General features: G+C 45.4%; 19 protein-coding genes. 15 read left to right on the top strand and 4 right to left on the bottom strand.

Annotated elements, in window-relative coordinates:
• Window positions 1–264 precede the first annotated feature (264 nt).
• Window positions 265–672 (top strand): VOC family protein, encoded by a 408-nt coding sequence (locus ABIO93_RS17900; protein ID WP_348070078.1) that lies wholly within the window; start codon window positions 265–267, stop codon window positions 670–672.
• 372 nt (window positions 673–1,044) lie between these two features.
• On the opposite strand, the gene ABIO93_RS17905 is transcribed toward ABIO93_RS17900, so the two are convergent.
• Window positions 1,045–1,203 (bottom strand): hypothetical protein, encoded by a 159-nt coding sequence (locus tag ABIO93_RS17905; RefSeq protein WP_348070080.1) that lies wholly within the window; start codon window positions 1,201–1,203, stop codon window positions 1,045–1,047.
• Window positions 1,204–1,607: 404 nt separating this feature from the next.
• Between ABIO93_RS17905 and ABIO93_RS17910 the strand changes: the two genes are divergently transcribed.
• From ABIO93_RS17910 to ABIO93_RS17940, 7 genes are all read left to right on the top strand, one after another.
• On the top strand, window positions 1,608–2,759 hold the full coding sequence (locus ABIO93_RS17910) for a helix-turn-helix domain-containing protein (protein WP_348070082.1): 1,152 nt from the start codon (window positions 1,608–1,610) through the stop codon (window positions 2,757–2,759).
• Window positions 2,760–2,850: 91 nt separating this feature from the next.
• Window positions 2,851–3,849 carry an alpha/beta hydrolase gene (locus ABIO93_RS17915; protein WP_348070083.1) on the top strand — a complete coding sequence of 333 codons (999 nt, stop codon included), beginning with the start codon at window positions 2,851–2,853 and terminating at the stop codon, window positions 3,847–3,849.
• A 1-nt stretch (window position 3,850) separates the two neighbouring features.
• Window positions 3,851–4,510: a hypothetical protein gene (locus ABIO93_RS17920; protein WP_348070085.1), complete on the top strand. Its 660-nt coding sequence runs from the start codon at window positions 3,851–3,853 to the stop codon at window positions 4,508–4,510.
• A 164-nt stretch (window positions 4,511–4,674) separates the two neighbouring features.
• Complete coding sequence (locus tag ABIO93_RS17925) at window positions 4,675–5,286, top strand: DUF2306 domain-containing protein (protein WP_348070087.1); 612 nt, start codon at window positions 4,675–4,677, stop codon at window positions 5,284–5,286.
• A gap of 326 nt (window positions 5,287–5,612) precedes the next feature.
• Window positions 5,613–5,837, top strand: coding sequence for a Kazal-type serine protease inhibitor (locus ABIO93_RS17930; RefSeq protein WP_348070088.1), 225 nt, complete (start codon window positions 5,613–5,615; stop codon window positions 5,835–5,837).
• Window positions 5,838–5,916: 79 nt separating this feature from the next.
• Entirely contained in the window at window positions 5,917–6,516 is a 600-nt protein-coding gene (locus ABIO93_RS17935; RefSeq protein WP_348070090.1) for a cyclic nucleotide-binding domain-containing protein, read from the top strand.
• Between the two features lie 66 nt (window positions 6,517–6,582).
• Window positions 6,583–7,206 (top strand): hypothetical protein, encoded by a 624-nt coding sequence (locus ABIO93_RS17940; RefSeq protein ID WP_348070092.1) that lies wholly within the window; start codon window positions 6,583–6,585, stop codon window positions 7,204–7,206.
• A gap of 1,194 nt (window positions 7,207–8,400) precedes the next feature.
• Here the strand turns inward: ABIO93_RS17940 and ABIO93_RS17945 are convergent.
• Window positions 8,401–9,258: an alpha/beta hydrolase gene (locus ABIO93_RS17945; protein ID WP_348070093.1), complete on the bottom strand. Its 858-nt coding sequence runs from the start codon at window positions 9,256–9,258 to the stop codon at window positions 8,401–8,403.
• Window positions 9,259–9,835: 577 nt separating this feature from the next.
• Here ABIO93_RS17945 and ABIO93_RS17950 point away from each other — a divergent pair.
• Window positions 9,836–9,952, top strand: a complete 117-nt coding sequence (locus tag ABIO93_RS17950; protein WP_348070095.1) for a hypothetical protein — start codon at window positions 9,836–9,838, stop codon at window positions 9,950–9,952.
• A 1,428-nt stretch (window positions 9,953–11,380) separates the two neighbouring features.
• Here ABIO93_RS17950 and ABIO93_RS17955 read toward each other — a convergent pair.
• A complete protein-coding gene (locus ABIO93_RS17955; RefSeq protein WP_348070097.1) occupies window positions 11,381–12,613 on the bottom strand; it encodes a hypothetical protein in 1,233 nt (410 codons plus the stop codon).
• The gene (locus ABIO93_RS17960) at window positions 12,610–13,254 is read right to left on the bottom strand and encodes a Crp/Fnr family transcriptional regulator (RefSeq protein WP_348070098.1); all 645 of its coding nucleotides are present in this window, start codon (window positions 13,252–13,254) and stop codon (window positions 12,610–12,612) included. Before ABIO93_RS17960 ends, ABIO93_RS17955 begins: the two co-directional genes overlap by 4 nt.
• Before the next feature lie 287 nt (window positions 13,255–13,541).
• Between ABIO93_RS17960 and ABIO93_RS17965 the strand changes: the two genes are divergently transcribed.
• The 6 genes from ABIO93_RS17965 (at window position 13,542) to ABIO93_RS17990 (ending at window position 19,969) form a co-directional block, all read left to right on the top strand.
• Window positions 13,542–14,003 (top strand): c-type cytochrome, encoded by a 462-nt coding sequence (locus tag ABIO93_RS17965; RefSeq protein WP_348070100.1) that lies wholly within the window; start codon window positions 13,542–13,544, stop codon window positions 14,001–14,003.
• A 30-nt stretch (window positions 14,004–14,033) separates the two neighbouring features.
• Entirely contained in the window at window positions 14,034–16,010 is a 1,977-nt protein-coding gene (gene nosZ, locus ABIO93_RS17970) for a Sec-dependent nitrous-oxide reductase (RefSeq protein WP_348070102.1), read from the top strand.
• Between the two features lie 124 nt (window positions 16,011–16,134).
• Entirely contained in the window at window positions 16,135–17,172 is a 1,038-nt protein-coding gene (locus ABIO93_RS17975; protein WP_348070104.1) for a nitrous oxide reductase accessory protein NosL, read from the top strand.
• Between the two features lie 15 nt (window positions 17,173–17,187).
• A complete protein-coding gene (locus ABIO93_RS17980) occupies window positions 17,188–18,444 on the top strand; it encodes a nitrous oxide reductase family maturation protein NosD (protein ID WP_348070105.1) in 1,257 nt (418 codons plus the stop codon).
• Window positions 18,441–19,202, top strand: a complete 762-nt coding sequence (locus ABIO93_RS17985; RefSeq protein ID WP_348070107.1) for an ABC transporter ATP-binding protein — start codon at window positions 18,441–18,443, stop codon at window positions 19,200–19,202. The genes ABIO93_RS17980 and ABIO93_RS17985 overlap by 4 nt, the downstream gene beginning before the upstream one ends.
• On the top strand, window positions 19,202–19,969 hold the full coding sequence (locus ABIO93_RS17990; protein ID WP_348070109.1) for an ABC transporter permease subunit: 768 nt from the start codon (window positions 19,202–19,204) through the stop codon (window positions 19,967–19,969). Before ABIO93_RS17985 ends, ABIO93_RS17990 begins: the two co-directional genes overlap by 1 nt.
• Window positions 19,970–20,030 lie beyond the last annotated feature (61 nt).

Genomic DNA, 20,030 nt, shown 5'->3' on the forward strand with positions numbered 1-20,030 from the left:
TGAAAGCTGGTGAACAGTTTTTCCGTGTAGTTTTTTCTTCCTTGCATTCCTGAAGTTACAAAAAGTCAAGCTGTTTTGGAAGAAAATGGAGTTGTTTTTGTTCGAGTTCTGCAACAGCCACCACCGAATAGATAGACAGTTCCTAGCGGTTACAAAATGAAAGTTGTTTGGTATCCGGTATTGATCCGATATCCATTTGTTTGACTAGTATGAGGGTTCACTGTTTTTAAACTTTTTAACATACTATTGCAGTAAAAAGACTTTATGAACATTTATCAACATAGTCCTTATACGGCAGTCATTGTCCCCACACTTACCGTAAGAAATTGTCCAGATGCCATTGCCTTTTATCAGAAGGCATTTGGTGCCACTGTTCTTATGTCCAACACTGATACGGATGGATCAGTGGTTGCCGAAATGGCAATCATGGGCGCAAGGTTTGTTGTTGCAGATGAATCGGAAGAGCATAAGCATTTCAGTCCGGAAAAATTGCATGGCACACCTGTGCGCATCGGATTGCGGGTCGAAGATCCGGACCAGTTATTTGCATTTGCCGTAGAAGTTGGCGCAGTAGTTATCTATCCTGTCGCAGACCAAGACTATGGGTATAGATTGGGCCATCTGGTAGATCCTTATGGTCATCATTGGGAAATCTTTAAGCCCTTAACCTAGTATTATGGAATGGATTACACTTGAGCGCCCCAAAATTGACCGCATCCACTGTCCATGACAGCTCAAAACGTTCATTGATCCAGATGCTCAGATATTTTTCGTCCCACTTGATCAGGTGTTTTCTCTTAAGTGTTGGACCAATTCAGCAGCATAGGGTTGAATTAAAGAAAGGGAGAAAAACCGTCACGACTTTCACGTAAGGCTTTTTCTTGCTAAATCATTGTACCGGTTTATATGTTAATAAGGTAATGCCCGATGAATAACTTTTGGGTGACATCAGCTTCAAGTTCAGTTCCTAACCTTCCAATGTTGAAAACATTAGTCTGCATGACCTAAGCAAATTGGGCACGATCCATAATCGGAACTCATCAATTAATCCATCGTCAATTGAGACTGGGCAAGCGATAAACTTCCCCAAATCACCCTATCTTTTCCTTCCTGCTCTTTGAGGGCAAGGATCGTAATTTCCAGATCAGTGTTGATCAGCTGACATTCATTGAAATCTCGCTTTTTAAAAGTAAACCCTAACATGAAGATTGCGTCTTAATGGGTTAGTCACTGAGGATTGAACTTGGTTGTTATATACTACCATTTTTGTTGACAATACCTACGATGAATCCCAGCCACCGATATAAGGGATTGTCTTGGACCGCTGACATACCCATATCCATTGTATTTTTATGACTTCTATCTAAGCTGTTGTCCAAGTTAGTTTGACGACATACATGTGGTGGGATTGAGTAATTGCGACTGTCATTCGCCAACGCAACTTACCAGAGACATTGCAGCCCTGGCCATGAAGTTGTATAAAAAACAATAATCCCTCCCGGCCCTTTTTTAATCATACACTAAAGCCTCCCGCGTCGTCATTACTTTTGAATCAGTACATGGGGGTTGAACTGTCATAAAGTGTCCTTAAAATAAATGTCAGAAGTATGTTTTACGTCGTTGGTATTAGTATCGCGCTTTTTCTATCGGTCATTGCCCTCACCAAAAGCCATCGGACTACGGCCGACACCGTGCTGGGCATTTGGCTGTTGCTTATTGGCGTCCATATTTCGCTCTACTACGTCAACTGGATAACCAAACCCGTTTGGCACACACACCTGCTGGGGCTTGACATGCCCATACCCTCTTTACAGAACGTATCGCTGTACTTGTATGTAGGCGCACTGACAGGACAAATCGACTTTCGGAAACGAGCCTGGCTGCTGCATTTGTTGCCCACCGCAACGACTTATGCCTACATGATTCCGTTCTTTTTGCGGTCGGGGCTTGAAAAAACGTATGTCTATGCCCACAATGGTATCGGATATGAGACGTTCGCTGCCGTGTCTAACGGCTGGTATTTATGTTCAGGCGTACTCTATCTAATTGCCTCAGGTTGGTTTCTGCGAAAGTATCGGTCACGTGTTGTCGTGCCTTCGTTCGGGCAGCCACCCATTCACCCGAACTGGATACAGGGGTTGCTCATTGGCATGGGCTTCATCTGGATGGTTGTGCAGGTGCTGACCGACGATCAATTCGTATTTGGGGCGGTAGTGGCTTTTGTGCTGTGGCTGGGCTACTTCGGCATCCGGCAAGGCAACATCTTCACCGAATGGCCTCGAGTTGAGCTAGTCCTTCAGCCCTTGTCAGTTGCCCCGCCGACTTTAGTTTTACTCCCAACGATGCCGGCCGACGAACCGGATACACATGACCGCCAAAAATATGCCCGGTCGGGCCTGACCGATGAAGCGGCAACCAGCCTACTCAATCAGTTGACGGACCTGATGGCGCTCGAGGGGGCTTACCGCGATCCCGACTTGACGCTCGCAAATCTGGCATATCGGCTCGACGTACACCCCAACTACCTCTCACAGGTTATCAACGAACGGTTGGGGATGACCTTCGCCGACTATGTGGCCTTGTTACGTATCGAAGCGTTCAAACAACTGGCCGCAGAACCCAAAAACAGTCACCTGACCCTGTTGGCCCTGGCCTACGAATGTGGCTTCAACTCCAAATCAACATTCAATCGGCAATTTAAAAAACTGACCGGGCAACTCCCCTCCGCCTATTGGCATCAGGCCAAAGCAGTTGAGTAAGTCCCACCTTACAAGCTGCGACGATTCGGGGCGCAAGTGTCATGAAGTTTGCCCCTGAGCTGCTCAATGGCTCACTTACTTCAATACACTTATGCCGTTTAAAACAACATTACTCAGCCTGCTGACAGTCGGATTGCTGCTGTCGGCCTGCCAAACAGAAGACCCGTCGCTGCCAGGCGCATTGGTGCCGAAAACCGTCGATCAGGATGCCACAACGCCTTCGATTCGGGTCAATGGTACGCACCTCCACGCCGAAACGTTCGGCAATCCAACCGACCCCATGCTGGTGGTGCTGCACGGCGGACCCGGCAGCGATTACCGCTATTTGCTCAACGCCCAGGCCTTCGCCAGGGAAGGCTATTACGTAATCTTCTATGACCAACGCGGGTCGGGCCTGTCGAAACGACATGACAAGGCAACGTACCGGATCGACATCATGGAAGAGGACTTGGGGGCCGTAATTGCCCACTACCGAACGTCGGCCTCGCAAAAGGTTTTCCTGCTTGGGCATTCGTGGGGAGCCATGCTCGCGTCGGCGTACATCAATGCTAATCCGACCAAAATCAGCGGGGCTATTCTGGCCGAGCCGGGCGGGTTGGTCTACGCCGACATCCTGGATTATGTGAAACGGGCGCGGTCGTGGAAGCTAAACAGCGAGACGTTCAGCGACGTCATGTACGCCGATCAGTTCTTCACGGGCCGAGAAAACAACCACGAGATTCTCGACTATCGCTTAGCACTTCAAAGCAAGACCGAGGGTGCAAACGATGCCCCGACCGGCGACGAAGGACCAATGCCTTCGTGGCGACATGGGGCTATTGTCAACCAGGCATTGTTTGAACTCGCCGAGAAGCAGAACATCGATTGGACCACCAACCTGAAACAGTACAAAACACGCGTCCTATTTGTGTATAGCGCAAATAACAGGGCCTACGGACTGGCCCACGCCCAGCATGTATCGTCGGCCTACCCAACTGTGCAACTGCTCCGTATCGACGAGGCCGGGCACAATATGCTTTCCTTTCCAATAGGTTGGGCTAGTTTTTATCCCATTGCCCTCACTTATCTAGAGACCCTTAACAAGCCCTGAAATGCGCCATTTCCTGATTACACTACTCTTTTTCATGGCCTTAGCCAAGCTGGCAAAGGCACAGGTCATCAACTGGCGCTCGTTTGAAGCCCAACAGCGTATGGCTACGCTCAACGCAGGCCTCGACTATGGCCTTACTTACGGGGCAGCTTACGCCCACCGGCTCAATACCCGGGTTCCAATAGCTCTGACGATGGACGCATCGATACCGTCGGGGCACAAGCTGCTCGATGATTTCAAGGTCAGAATGGGCCTACAAGTCGAGGTTTTACGGGTCGGCAATCTGTCGGCTACGCTCAAGGTCAATGGTGTGTTTCGAAGGTTCGAGAACCCCGGGGCGCGACTGCTCAACTTTGGTGGCGAGTTTGGGGGCATTGTAGGCTACTGTAAACCCGGCTGGTTCATCGCAGGCGAAGCGGGCTTCGACAAAGCTATTGTCACGCACGTGCAACACGCAGCATCGGTCGTGGACCAAACAGCCGGGCTGCGAAGTGGCTGGTATATTCCGACCGGTGGCAATTTTCAGTACGGTTTACAGGGGGGCGTATCGCTCCGTAAAACGGATCTTACACTGCGGGCGGGCCGGTTGCTGCAACAGGATTTCAAAACCTCGCCTTTGTTGCCGTTATATGCACAACTGGGCATCAATCGGCGATTTTGACCGGCAATACGTAACGCCGTTCGTCAAATAGCAATACTGCGTTTCTTAACCAACGTCAAGAAGTTGGGCGAACGAACCGTGTAAGTTTGCGCCATGCAGCTTTCCTGACAGCCGTTACAACACAATCCCCGTTTTTTAACTCTTCAACAAAAACCAAATACACCATGATGCGCAAGAGCTTATACATCCTGGCCTGTGGATTGGCTACCCTGGTGGCTTTTCTTCCCCTTGTCTACTGGCTGGCCGACAAGCCGGTAAATCTCCTGCGCCTGAAGCCGGACCTGTTGCTGAAAAATGCACTCTGGACGCTGGGATTTTATACCCATATCAGCTTCGGCGGATTGGCTTTGCTCACGGGCTGGCCGCAGTTTCATGGGGGCTTACGAAATCGTTACCGACGACTGCACCGCTACGTCGGTACCATCTACGTTGGGGCGGTGATCCTGTCGGCAATAGCCGGGCTGGGTATTGGCTGGGTGGCAACCGGTGGCCCGATTGCTGCTTCGGGCTTTCTGCTGCTCGGAAGCATCTGGTTAAGCACAACCTTGCTGAGCTACCGAGCCATCCGAAAGGGGCAGGTTAACAGGCATCGAACGCTGATGATGTACAGCTACGCTGCCTGTTTCGGTGCCGTTACACTCCGGCTATGGATGCCTTTACTCATGGTAACTTTTGGCGATTTTGTTACCGCCTACCGAATTGTAGCTTGGTTAAGCTGGGTGCCGAACCTGCTGGTAGCGCATTGGCTGGTCCGAAAACGTAGCGTTTCCGCCTAACCCATGTCCGTCAGGTACGCTATCTTTCTGCTCTCGTGGCTGCTTACTCATATGGTTTGGCGGGGTGTATTGGGGTCGTTTACTAAACCTGTCAATAGGCATTGAGCGGACACTGAGCCGCCGGACGGTGGTAGCCGTTGAACCCTACCTGAAAAATCCCCTTGGCCCCCTCACGCAGGAGAACCTGGAGATCGGATCGGCGGGGGAAGTCTGCGGGTGGGTATCCGATGAAGTGGAGTAGTCATGACAGAAAATTTCTGACCATTTACAACCAATACCCCTTTACTGGTATCCTCCAATCATTAAACACGAACTCCGGTTAACCGATGAAAACTTTATTTGTATCCTTACTCGTGGTAGTCCTTTTTGGCTGTGAGCAAACCAGTATTGAAACGGACTGCACTGAAAAAGTCGATGCCAATTATGGCTGTACGAAGCAGTACGACCCGGTGTGCGGATGCAATAATAAAACCTACGGCAACGCCTGTATGGCCGAGGCTGCGGGTATTCGGATCGTATCGCAGGGCGAGTGCAACAGCGTCGATAAATGAGCGACTGAGTGGTCAGTAAAAATGCCCTTGTTAGTGGCAAGTGTAACAGAAGACAGTAACATAACAACACACAAAAATAATGCAGGACATACTATTTGACTTTATAGCAAAATACATTTCCCTAACAGAAGATGAGAAGAATGCTATACGTTCGTTAGACTTATTCCGCTCTATTAAGAAGGGGACTATTCTACTTAAAAAAGGACAGAAATCGGAGGAAGAATATTTTGTTCTAAAAGGGTGCATACGGAAATATTACATCATAGATGGTGAAGAAAAAACTACCGCCTTTTTTACAGAAATGGAAGGACTAGTACCTCATTGTGTAATGAATAATGCTCCTTCTGACTATTTTATAAGTTGTCTTGAGGATAGCATATTAACTGTTACAAACCCAGGTATGGGAGTTGAGGTAAATGCTAAATTTCCTAAATTTCAAGTAATGTGTGGAGTATTGTCAGAAGAACTTTTAGCCAAACAGCAAATTAATTTTGACGAGTTTAAGATTTCTTCCCCTGAACAACGATACCTGAACTTACTGCAAAATAGACCAGACCTTATTCAACGTGTGCCACAACACCAATTAGCGAGTTTTTTAGGTATAAAACCAGAATCACTGAGTAGGTTAAAAGCAAGAATTTTGGGGAAAAGCAAAGAGCAACTTCATTTCTTAACCTAAGTTAACGATTTTAAGTCTGTTGCCAATCTACTTTTGCAGCATCGTTTAACAGTACTCAAAAAGGACATGCAAAAGAAAATTTTATGGATCGGACTTTTTTTAGTTTTAACAAGCATTTTAAAGGTGAATGCTCAATATGCTAAAACAGACAGTACGTACAAACGGTGGTTTGTTGGAAGTACTTTGTTTTTATTAGGTAATTTAGATAAGGTAAACCCGCCCGGCTTTGCTCAACTCAATGTAGGCTATCGTATTACAGGAAAAGATGTAATTTCCCTTGAACTAATCACTTGGAAACATTCCTGGCCGCTTGGTATTAACCCTTTTTATAATGATGCATACGGAACCCCTGAAGAGAAATTTCCTGGTAATATAAGAGAATATGGTATTGGTCTTGCTTATCAAAGGTATTTTTGGAAAGGTCTTTATGCAGCTGTACACGGAATGCCTATGTGGCAAACATTTACGAATGAAAACGGTAATAAGGTGGGAAATGGCTTCATTATATTCAACACTTATCGCGTTGGCTATCACATTAAACTCTTTAAGGATAAGTTTTTTATAGAGCCATCACTTGGTATTGCTGGCCGTCCTTATTACACTGAGATGCCTGATGGGTTTAAACAAAAAGATGACAAGTGGCCAAAATGGACGCCTGAGCCAGGGTTGCATTTTGGATACAATTTTTAGTAATGTAGCAGTAGTTTAACAAAACTGTCTTTAACAAATAATAAAGGATAGATTGAACACTAGCCACCAGCAGGGGTTTTACAAAAAATCGGGTTCAGTGGTTAATTGAACATTCTACCTGGTATCAACTTTAGTACGGGTAGACGGTTTAGTGCTTCGAAACCCGCTTCTTCGCCAAGTGCCAGTTTGAAGGCTGTGAATTAATGTTTGTCGGGACGCCCAAAGAAATTTCAACTGAACATATAAGTTTAGGTTGGACAGAACGAACTCAAAAACTCATATTGACAGGTAAAGTTTTTCAGTTAGACGGTAAAACATCAGCGCAAAATACTATTGGCAGACTGATGACATAAAGTACTGTCACCCTCACAAGAAAGCTCGAATAGCCCATTTTTTCAAAATATTAACTTTGTGTAAGTGTTTTTGTGGTACTATCTTCACAATTATACTGGAAAAGTCTCGATGAAATCTTCAAAGATGGCGCTGAGATTTCAATAAAGGTGATATCGGCCCGATCAATTTTGATACACGAAACACGAGGTTCTTTTGGGGGCGGCCGCTGCCGTTCTATCTTTTAATTTAACCCAATTATCGGCCGCGCGGCGGCCGCTACGGTTAACACCCTAAATCGTTCTCCGTTGAAAAGCGCACCCTGGACGAAATCCATGCCGCGCGGCGTCCGGTCGGGTAGCAGGCAGAAGAGCTCCCGGTCGGCCAGTTGTGCAGGAACTTGTAGAACGATTCTTTGTAACGGAGCCCTTTTCTACCATTATTCCACTACTTTTTTCTCTTTTAGTGATTGTTTCCTGTCAGCTCAGAATCGGTTGACCCCGATGTAAAGTGCCGTCGTGCGTGGCTCTTAGTATACGTTGGCGATTGGCAACTCATCCTTGGTCAAGATGATGGCCGTTACAATAAAGTGTGTTGTCGCCGTTTCTGCTCCCCGCTTGGTAAAATCCAGGATATCATTCCCCTACTCAGATAAAAATGCGATTGCATGCTTCATGATAATAGTTTGCTGTGGTAATTATTTTGCGTTTACGGGTAAGCGTCCTGACGTTGCTAACAAGTAAAGGTGAAAAAAGCAGGTGACCTTAGGCTATGTTAAGTGAACTCAATGTAATTTTTGTTTAAACGGAAATCTGTTGGATATGATCAGAAGCAGCGGTGATAATGGTCGGTGGGTTCTATAGTTTATGGTTTCAAAAGCTGAGTCAATGCTTGATTAAATTGCTTAGGCCTCTCGATCATCGGGAAGTGACCTGAGCTGTCAATCCTAACTATCCGGTAGCCATTCTTACAGTATTTACTAAGAGCCTTTTCATCATAGGGTGTATTGGTGCACATAATAAATTTCATGGCAAATGGCATGGTCGGTAATTTATTTTTTGCTTCCGCAGCTTTAGGGTACAGGTTCATTAGCGACGGGACAGCAATAGAAGGGTCAGCATTTTTGTAACTATTTACCAGCCTGTCAATGATAGCACTGTCTTTTGAAACGGTAAACTCCCTGGCCATGCCTTCTGCCATTTTCGAATAATTAGATAAAAACTCCTTTATGTAAGGTTGTATGCCATCCCGATCTTTTTTTGTAATGGTCATACCAACATTCTTAAGGTTATCTACTCCAATAATGCCAATTACCTTTTGAGGATTAGCAGCAGCAACATCCAACGCAATTTCTCCACCCATCGAATGTGCAACCAATATTACGTTTCTCAATTGTTCTTTGTTAATGACATTTGTAATATCTCTGGCAAAGCTTTCTACAGTCCAGTTCTTGCGGCTTTTCCCAGACAATCCGCAACCTGCCAGGTCTAACAATACCAGACGATAAGAAGAAGAGAATTCAGCCTCTTGGTTTTGCCAAAAAGTATGATCCAAATTCCATCCATGAATGAAAAATAGCGTGGTGTCTCCTTTACCTTTGATCTCGTAGTTCAATTTGACTTCCTCATAGGCCTGAGGATCATAATCAAACGGGTCAAATGATGCCTTCTTAGCATTTGTGCACGCTATGGCTATTACCAAAAATAAAATGAGTTTGTACATGGGCTAGAATGTATTGTTAAAGCAAAGCATCTGAATAATAAAGCTACTTTATTAAGATAGCTATGGCAATATATACGATTGATTGCTCTTATATTCCTTACAGTCCTAAAAAAAGGTCAATGTCCGATAAGTGTTCCGGGCCAATGTCGTTTATATGACCTATGTTCAGGAAAAGAGGTTTTGCCAGATAATTATCACTTAATATTCTGTTACCCAAATATGCTACCTACAACAGCTATCTTGGCAGAAAATCAGATCGCAATTTGTTTAAGCGGTAATTAACTTTCTATTTTGCTTTTATATTGATACTAAATAGTAGAGTCAGGCAATTCCTTTCCCGTTTAGGATACTGCCCCGGCCTGGCGGGTAAAAATGTTACACACAAAGTGATAGCAAGTCCAAACGCATGTTCCTTGATCCATATGAACCCAATTGATCCTCACCATATAGTTGCAATTGGCGCATCTGCTGGAGGCCTATATGAGCTACTTACCTTTTTGAAAACACATACCTGGATGGAATCGCTTACATTGTAGTCCAGCATCTTTCTGCTGATCACGAAAGCAGACTGGCAGAAGTGCTTTCGCGGTACAGCAAGCTAGCGATGGTGGCTGCCGAAGACGGCATGCATGTTGAAACCAATTTTGTCTACACATTAGAGCCTACTTCATCCGAATTGAGCATGAGAAGATAGCGCATTTTAGTAACTTTACTTGCCTTTACTCAGCCTCGCCAATGAAAGCTACTATTGATATACCACCCCAATGGCCAGTCATTAAACCCATCGCGCTGCCGCTTAGCTTACTCTATTTCGGGCTCTCAGCCCTGGCATTTCGCGTCTGCGTGTATGGACTTATGCCCTACTTACTCAACACGGGGGTTAGTCCCTATTGGGCATTCATAGGCAGTTACTCGCTAGCCCTCACGGCATTGATGGGAGCTACACTACTAGCCCTCTGGCGGGATGGCTACCCCCTAAACCGGGTTACCTTTCAGCAACGACTCCGGTTTCAAGCCCTAACCCCCAAAGCTTGGGGCTGGGCCATAGGTCTGTTTGTGATTGGCTTTCTGCTTACAGGCTTGCTAATTCCTAGCGCGCAGGCAATTGCTCGCTTGTCGGCTTTCCGCCCCCCCTCTTTTCTGCCCGATGTCCTTAATCCGCTCACCCCTAAAGCAAACTCACTCACCCAGTTTATGGGCGTACCTCTAGCGGGTCAATGGTGGCTGTTGGTGAGTTATGCGCTGTTTCTACTCGTATTCAACTTATTAGGGGAAGAACTCTGGTTTCGAGGCTATTTATTGCCTCGTCAACAGATAGTGTACGGTCGATGGAGTTGGCTGATCCATGGATTTTTATGGACATTGTTTCATTTACCTATTTATCCATGGTATTTGGTCTATCTAATCCCTACCGCTTTGAGTGTGAGTTATGCAGCTCAGAAAACGGGTAGTAGTTGGGCTTCCTATTTGGTGCATGGGTTAGGAAATGGTCTCTTGGTCTTGATGCCTATCACTGGAGGTATAATGGGCAGATAGATACTTATTCGGGAGCTTAGAGGTTTACGGTTAATCATTAGAACTCGTTTGGTTCAAACGAGGCTTTGCAGCTGACTCAGGCAGAACAGCAAACAATGCTGAGTATGGAAATGTCATTGAAGCGTATTGTGCATTTCATTTACCATAAAATTTACAAGTCTGTCACTCAAAATGCAAATTGATAAAGGCTGGGAGAAGGCGTCGGCTTTTTAAAATGGTTAGACCAGTATTGTCTCTAATATTATAATCCAGATACTTGTTTTGATAAATGGCAAAATTTTCTCTAACTGCCAAACTTTGAGAGTACGATTTATCGTGAACAAGCAACAGTAAACCGTACCAAACTGGCGTCCCTGGTTACGCATTGCCTATAAACGAGATGCGTGTTATATTTCATTTTAACCACCGAATTTTTAAAACGCTAGTAGTGGTTACAAAATAGCTTGAAAGATGGTTATACCTGCGGAACAAACACTTTTTGATGGAAGGGTGGTTTTGTTTTTTGCCTTGAAATGTCCGTGGCATTCCGATCAATAGAGTTCCCTCAATCCAATTGTCTGGGAGGGGTTAGCTTGACAGTCCGGCATTAAGAGCTCTTTGCAACAGGAATAATGTTCTCTCGTAAAATAACCACTATACCGGTCACTAAAATCAAAGCGGCGACAGCCAGGGCCTGCGGCATACCGCTGATGTAGGTATCCGATAAAGAACTTATCCCCTGGACAAGGAGAAAAAATTCATTGAAGATGATTCCTGAAACGAAAATGATAATTCCAAATGCTGTTACGCGGGTTGTTTTCAAGGCTTTGTTCATGTAAAGCCAGCAGATTAAAAAAAGACTGATAATGCCTAATAAAACCAAATGAAGATAGGCGATCACAACGGGCCGCAAACCGAACGCAAAGTGGGCAACAGTCGGCAGAGATGATGCTGTTTGAAGTCCGAATTTTATAACACTAGCCATTGCAACGGCTAACAAACCCCATCGCATAACAGGCGAAAGGCTCCTTGCTATATTATCCTTTCGTTTCCATAAAGCGCTTACAAAAATGCTGAATACAACAAACTGCATCAAGGCTGTCAGAATAGTCAGCACATGCAGGGCAGCGGGAAATGCCATCCAGTTAATTGAAAGAAGGTAGGTTGGCACACACGAAATTGCAAACAGGCGGAATTGGATTAAAGCATTAGGCAGGCTGATCTTTTGCTGGTAAAGCCATTGATGAAACAACCCCATGATGCCAAAAAAGAACCAACCGTTGTATTGAAAATGAAGGTAAAAATATGAAGATGCTAGCCTGAGTATTGTATTTCCTGGCTGGGTAGCCATGGTCCAGGCAAGCAGAAACGTTCCCAAGCAGGACATCATATTGAAAATCAGTGCCACATGGATATACTTGTACCAAACCTGCTTTCGCCCATAAACGCTGATGTCTGTCTGACAGAGCCTGTAGAAAATAAAACCGACCAGTATAGATAAAGCTGAAAAAGTAATGGAGATAGCGGCGTATCCCTGAATCAGGAAACTGACCAGCATACCATAGGAACAAAAAAGATTAAAAGCCAGCAAACGGTTATACCGCACAGGAAGCATTCTACTAAAGGTGCGGTCCGATACCAGCACCGCAACAGACAGCATTAGAACGTGGGATATCCATCCGGAAAAGGCGAAATGAGAATGAGCATGCAGCGCGAATCGCTGGTCGAGCCAGGGTAAGGGCAATAATATTTTCAGGCGCATCAAAAGACCCAGGCACGCCACTATGAGCAAATTGAATATAGCGATACGGGTCCAACCTCGGATTGTCATCTGTTTCATAAACTTGAACAGCAGTATCCTTGAATATTGTCGGTTTCAAGACATGCAGGTAGAAATATTTTGCCCCTAACTATCCTTAACTTACCCTTATTCTCGAGAATTTTCGTAGCCCTTATGACAGTCTCTACCCGCATACCCGTCAGATTGGCAACCTGCTGTCTTGTTAACATTAACTTATTGCATTCGCCGCATACGTTATTGGTATGCAGGTGAAGATACTTAAACACCTCATCGACGATCCGCTCGGGCGAGTGGCCGGCAAGTTGGTGGGTCAGAAATAACTTGAAGCGCAATTTTTGAGCAAACATTCGGTTGAGTGCCTGCCTTACTTCGGCATGCTCGCATAACAAACTGTTGAATTCGGGCAGCGGAATTCTGATAATCAGGCATTCGGTAAGTGCGGTAGCTGTACACGCGTATGGCTGCTGATCGAACAAGGGCAGTTCACCGAAACATTCTCCCGGCCAGACGACTCCCTGAAGGATCTCGCTTCCGTCTTCATTGAAGTTGGACCAACCTATCCTGCCTTCTACTAGCTGATGATAAAAGAGACAATTTTCTCCTTCCGTGAAAATGACCTCGTCCTCGTAAACTTTCTTGTAAACAGCTCCGTAAACAAGTAATAGATCGGTCTCAATCATAATTACGGGATGATGAATATGGTGCCAAACTTACCGTCATCTGTGGGCCAAAGACATGACCGTCACCATGAATAATAATGACATATATCACTAATTACAATGCAGCACCCAACTGACTGAAAACAAGCCCGCTACAACAAATGGACTTTCCTTTTGACTTCGCAATACCTGTTTATGCGTGTACGCATAAAATGAGGGCTTTTAGGCCTGTACATTTGAGCCATAGTCAGTTCTTAGTTGTCTGAGAGGCTTTATTGACATTTGTACTTTCACCAAAAGTTAAAAAAATGAAAAAATCGTTGTTGCTGCTGCTCTCTGTACTAATGTTATATGGATGCAGCCAGAATACTGAAAAAACCGGCGAAACGGCAAGTACGGAAGAAACGCCCAAGACTTCTGATTATGACCCTGAACGTGGTGAAGGCAAGTTTGACAAGGTTGAAATATCAGAAAAGCTTGATACGAAAATGGCTGGAGTTGGTAAGGAGGTATTTGACCTTAAGTGTTCCAGCTGTCATAAACTAACAGATGAGAAACTGGTTGGACCTGGCTGGAAAGGAGTAAGTACCAGGCATAAGCCCGAATGGATCATGAATTTTATAACCAGCCCCGATGCGATGATCGACAAAGATCCCAAGGTGCAGGCACAACTTGAACTATGTCTGGTGCGGATGCCCAATCAGAGTTTGTCCGACGATGACGCACGGCATATTCTCGAATTCATGCGGCAGAACGACGGCGTTCAATAACCTCTTCATTTTCCGATTAACTCCAATTTTATGAAAACGTTAAAATATTTAATGGGTGCTGTCTCAGTCACTTTGCTGGCAGGTGGCATACAATCCTGCAAACCTAAAAGTGCTGACACAGCCATCAGTGGCGACGCTGCTGCCAAAACCTATGTTGCACCAGGCAAGTACGATGAATTCTACAATTTTGTTTCAGGCGGTTTTAGCGGGCAGCTTTCCGTATATGGTATCCCGTCAGGCCGCTTGTTACGGGTAATCCCGGTATTTTCCCAGGATCCCGAGAAAGGCTGGGGATTCAGTGAGGAAACTAAGCCGATGCTCAATACCTCACATGGTAGTATTCCCTGGGATGATTTGCACCATGTTCAGCTGTCTAAAACCAATGGCGAAAATGATGGACGCTGGGTATTTGTGAACGGCAACAATACGCCCCGACTCGCCCGCATTGACCTTAAAACTTTCCGTACGGCTGAGATATTGGAATTGCCCAACAGCGGCGGGAACCACTCTTCTCCATTTATCACCGAAAATACAGAATACGTGGTGGCCGGAACCCGCTTCAGTGTGCCGCTCGACGACGCAGACGGGGACGTGCCCATTAATACCTACAAGAAAAACTTCAAAGGAACCCTGAGCTTTGTGAGTGTAGACCAGAAGGATGGAAACATGGATATTGCTTTCCAGATCGAAACACCGGGTGTGAATTTTGATTTGAGCAGAGCGGGAAAAGGCCCATCACACGGATGGTTTTTCTTTTCATGTTATAATACCGAACAGGCCAACACGCTGCTGGAAGTAAATGCCTCGAAAAACGATAAAGATTTTATCATGGCGGTGAACTGGAAAAAAGCGGAAGAATACCTGAAAGCCGGAAAAGGCAAAAAAGTAAAGGTAAAATATGCCCACAACAAATACAGCGAAGTGAGCCACACTTCGAGCTCGGAATTCAAGAATGAAGTGATTGTATTGAACTCGAAAGAATTGAAAGATCTGTGCTACTTTATTCCTTGTCCAAAATCACCTCACGGCATTGATATAGACCCGACAGGAGAATACATGGTAAGCAGCGGAAAACTCGCCGCGCTGATTCCTGTTTTCTCATTCAGTAAAATGATCAAGGCAATTGAAAGCAAATCCTTTGAGGGTGATTACAGCGGAATACCTGTCATTAAATATGAAGCCGCCTTATACGGTGAGGTGCAAAAACCGGGACTGGGACCCTTACATACGGAATTTGACGGGAGAGGAAATGCGATCACAACGATGTTCGTATCTTCTGAAATTGTTAAATGGAACATTAAAGACCTGAAAATTATTGACCGTCAACCGGTTTACTATTCTCCTGGTCACCTGATGATCCCTGGGGGGGATTCAAAAAAACCAGACGGAAAATATTTGATCGCTTACAACAAAATCACCAAAGACCGCTATTTACCTACCGGACCTGAACTGGCGCAAAGTGCCCAGCTATTTGATATTTCCGGAGATAAAATGAAGTTGATCCTGGATTTCCCTACCATAGGTGAGCCGCATTATGCCCAGGCGATCCGAGCGGATAAAATAAAAGATCAATCGATCAAGATATTTAAACTGGAGGAAAACAAGCATCCATATGCTAGTAAAGGAGAGGCTCAAACCAAGGTAGTACGCGACAAAAACAAAGTACATGTGTACATGACGGCGATCCGTTCCCACCTGACACCGGACAACATCGAAGGGGTACGCATCGGCGACGAGGTTTATTTTCACCTCACTAACCTGGAACAGGACTGGGATGTTCCGCATGGATTTGCTGTAAAAGGCGCTAATAACGGTGAACTGCTGGTAATGCCCGGGGAGACCCAAACCCTGAAATGGGTACCGGACCGTGTGGGTATTTTCCCGATCTATTGTACAGACTTCTGCAGCGCGCTTCACCAGGAAATGTCCGGTTATGTAAGAGTGTCGCCGGCAGGAAGCAAGGTGGCTTTGATAGGCAACACCGGCACTAATATGCCCGCAGAATAAAGACAAGGTTCACAGCAGCCCCGGAAGCGGCAGGACAAGTTTATTTAACATAAGAGTTAAAAGTTGATGTTAAATGGTCCCGGGCGAAGGGGCTGCAATCAACTGAACATCAACCGCGGCAATCATGAAAAATAACAGTATGCTTGGCATTAACCGTCTGCTGCTCATCTTATGTGGCATTGCATTGTTACTCGTCAATTACTTTCCTATCTGGCGCATACAACTCGATGCGCCCCAGTATCCGGAGGGTCTGGAACTATTAATTTATAGCGACAAGCTGGCCGGTAATGTGGACATCATCAATGGATTAAACCATTATATTGGTATGAAAACGCTGCATACCGATGATTTTGCCGAGTTCACTATCCTGCCCTATCTTATCATCTTTTTTGCGTTTGTATTTATCGCTGCCGGGATATGGGGAAAACGGTTTGCTGGCTATACCGTACTAGGTCTGTTTGCTCTTTTCGGTATTCTTGCGATGGTAGATTTCTGGAAATGGGAATATGATTACGGCCATAATTTAAACCCGGAAGCCGCCATAATTGTGCCCGGCATGTCTTACCAACCTCCGCTGATCGGTTTTAAGCAGTTATTAAACTTTGGCGCCTATTCCATCCCCGCAGCAGGTGGCTGGATATTTATCCTGGCAGGTATAATAGCAGCCTGCTGTATGTTCCGTGAATGGCAGACCAGCAGAAGGAAAATTTCAGTAACAGCATCTAGCCGACTCATGGTTACACTGGCCATGCTTTCTGTTGGAATTACGGCAGCCCAGTCGTGCGGGGTCAAGGGAGCACAGCCCATCCAGAGTGGTATAGATGCCTGCAGCCACTGCAAAATGACGATCAGCGACCTTCGGTTCGGGTGCGAGCTTGTTACCAAAAAAGGAAGGGCCTATAAATTCGATGATCTCAAATGTATGCTAGCCTATGTGGAGGATGGTACTGTCAGCAAGACGGATGTAGCGGCTTTTTATCTTGCCGACTTTCATAACAACGGACAACTATTAGCGGCAAAAGACTTGTTCATTCTGCACAGCGAAGCGTTCCGAAGCCCTATGGGAGGAAATCTGGCCGGTTTCAAAACCCCGGATGATCTTAGCCAGGCACAGGAAAAATTTCCAGGGACACAACTAAAATGGGAGGAGCTTCTAAAATAATGTCGCCCGAAAACCATGCCAAAAATCCTTAGAATTATATCCTTACTCGCCTGTCTCTGGCTGCCTGCCGCAACTGTGATGGAGCTTTCTGCCCGGACGATCCGGGTTGGAAAAACACAGTCTGTAAAAAGTATCCGGCAGGCAATCCGCATGGCGTTGGCAGGAGATACAATACTGGTCGACAAAGGTTTGTATCAGGAAGGAAATATCATCATCGACAAGCCGCTGGTGTTGAAAGGCATAGAAAAACCGGTACTGAGCGGGCAAAAAAAATACGAGATCATATCGGTAAAATCCCCTCATGTTACTGTTGAAGGATTTGTGATAAAAGCATCGGGCCAGTCGTCCATGCAAGACATCGCCGGTATCCGGATTTACAACACCCATCATGTAAGTGTAACGGGGAATGTTCTGGAAGACAACTTTTTTGGAATTTACCTGCAGCAGTCAAGGCATTGCTTGATAAAAAATAACCGGCTCAAGGCGTATGGAAAAGCTGAGCATCTGATTGGAAACGGCATTCATAGCTGGAAAAGCGATAGCCTGACCATTTATGGCAACCACATTCAGGGTCATCGCGATGGCATGTATCTCGAATTCACAACCAACAGCAATGTAGAGAATAACACCAGCCACGGAAACCTGCGCTATGGGCTTCATTTCATGTTTGCCCACCATAACAACTACACACACAACACATTTAGCAGCAATGGCGCCGGGGTGGCTGTGATGTACACCAATCATGTCAATATGAAAAACAATATTTTCAAAGACAACTGGGGGGATTCAGCCTACGGTATTTTGTTAAAAGAAATCTCTGACAGCCATATTGAGGATAATCTATTTTCAGGTAATACAACCGCGATCTTTATGGAAGGCGCTTCCCGTATCCGCATTAATAACAATCGGTTCAACGCAAACGGCTGGGCTTTGAAAATACAGGCCAGCTGCATGGACAACCATATTGAAAAAAATAATTTCCGGGCAAACACATTTGACGTTGCTACAAACAGTTCATTGGTACTCAACAACTTTGACAACAATTACTGGGACAAATATGAAGGATATGACCTGAACAAAGACGGAGTCGGCGATGTGCCTTACCGTCCCGTTAGCCTTTTTTCAATGATCGTCGAGCGGTATCCTCCGGCTATGATATTGTTCAGAAGTTTTATGGTGAGCCTGCTGGACCGTACAGAAAAAATGATCCCCGGCATGACTCCTGAGCAGCTCAAAGACACCATGCCTGTTATGAAACCGCTGAACTTATGATCTCCCTACAAAATATATCCAAGCAGTTTGGCAGATTTAAAGTGCTCACCGACGTTTCTTTTTCCTGCAACAAAGGCGAGTGCATTGCGCTCATCGGCCCTAACGGAAGCGGCAAAACAACCATTATCAAGTCGATACTTGGGATGGTTATTCCAGACAGTGGCACAATTACGTTTAAGGGCAAGAGCATAGCTAATGACTACAACTACCGCAGCGACATTGGTTACATGCCACAAATGGGCCGCTATCCCGAGAATATGAGCATCGGGCAAGTTCTTGGCATGATGAAGGACATTCGAAAAATACCAGAAAACCTTCTGGACGAAGACCTCATAAAATCATTTGGAATAAATAAGCTGCTCGACAAACGGATGGGGACATTATCTGGTGGAACACGCCAGAAAGTAAGTGCCTGCCTGGCCTTTATGTTCGGTTCACAGGCGCTTATTATGGATGAACCTTCTGCCGGTCTGGATCCGGTCTCGTCGGAAATACTGCGGGAAAAAATACTCGTTGAAAAAGAAAAAAACAAGCTGGTGATTATCACCTCTCATATTCTGAGCGAGCTGGATGATCTGATCACAGAGGTCATCTACATGCAGGACGGCCGCATGCTGTTTCAAAAAAGTTTGCACGCGCTCCGAAAAGATACTGGAGAAGAAAAGCTCTCAAGGGCCATTGCCCGGGTGATGCGCCAACAAGACGAAAGTGACGGTTTGCAGGCTGCGAGCGTAAATACATCCGAATTAAAGAACTGATGAAGAAGCTTGTAAAATATATCATTGCGGACATCCTCCGCAGCCGGATCATGATCGCTTATACAGTGGTGCTGCTGGTGATTTCATTCTCCGTTTTCAGTATAGAAGACAATCCTGCCAAAGGGATTCTCAGCCTTTTGAACATCATCCTGTTTATCGTTCCATTGGTCAGCATTATATTTTCTACTATCTATATATACAACAGCAACGAATTTATCGAATTATTGGTGAGCCAGCCGCTTCAAAGAAAATCAATATGGCTGAGCATGTTCGCTGGACTGGCCGTTTCGCTGAGCCTTGCATTTTTTGCCGGGGCCGGTATCGTAATCCTGCTCTATGCCTGGTCGATGACAGGCGCGATCATGCTTGGTTGTGGCGTATTGCTTTCTATTGTGTTTGCAGCCATTGCCATGCTGGCTTCAGTCAAAATTAGGGACAAAGCAAAAGGTATTGGTACAGCAATATTGCTATGGCTTTATTTTTCGATGCTATTTGATACGCTTGTCCTGTTCTTACTTTTCCAATTTTCTGACTACCCCATTGAAAAAGGAATGGTTGCACTTTCGTTCCTGAATCCGATCGACCTGAGCAGAGTGCTCATTCTTCTTAGAATTGATGTATCGGCCATGATGGGTTACACCGGAGCTGTTTTCCAAAGCTTTTTCGGTAGTGAAGTTGGTATGGTGATCGCCCTGGCAATTATGATGACCTGGATCGCTGTACCATTGAGTATTTCCACCATCAGGTTCAACAACAAAGACTTATGAGGTTTCAATAGCCTTGCAGTTAATTACCCCAAATAGATAATATACACTTTAATTAAAAAAC

Origin of the sequence: Dyadobacter sp., from assembly GCF_039919315.1 — a bacterium.
Classification (GTDB): domain Bacteria; phylum Bacteroidota; class Bacteroidia; order Cytophagales; family Spirosomataceae; genus Dyadobacter.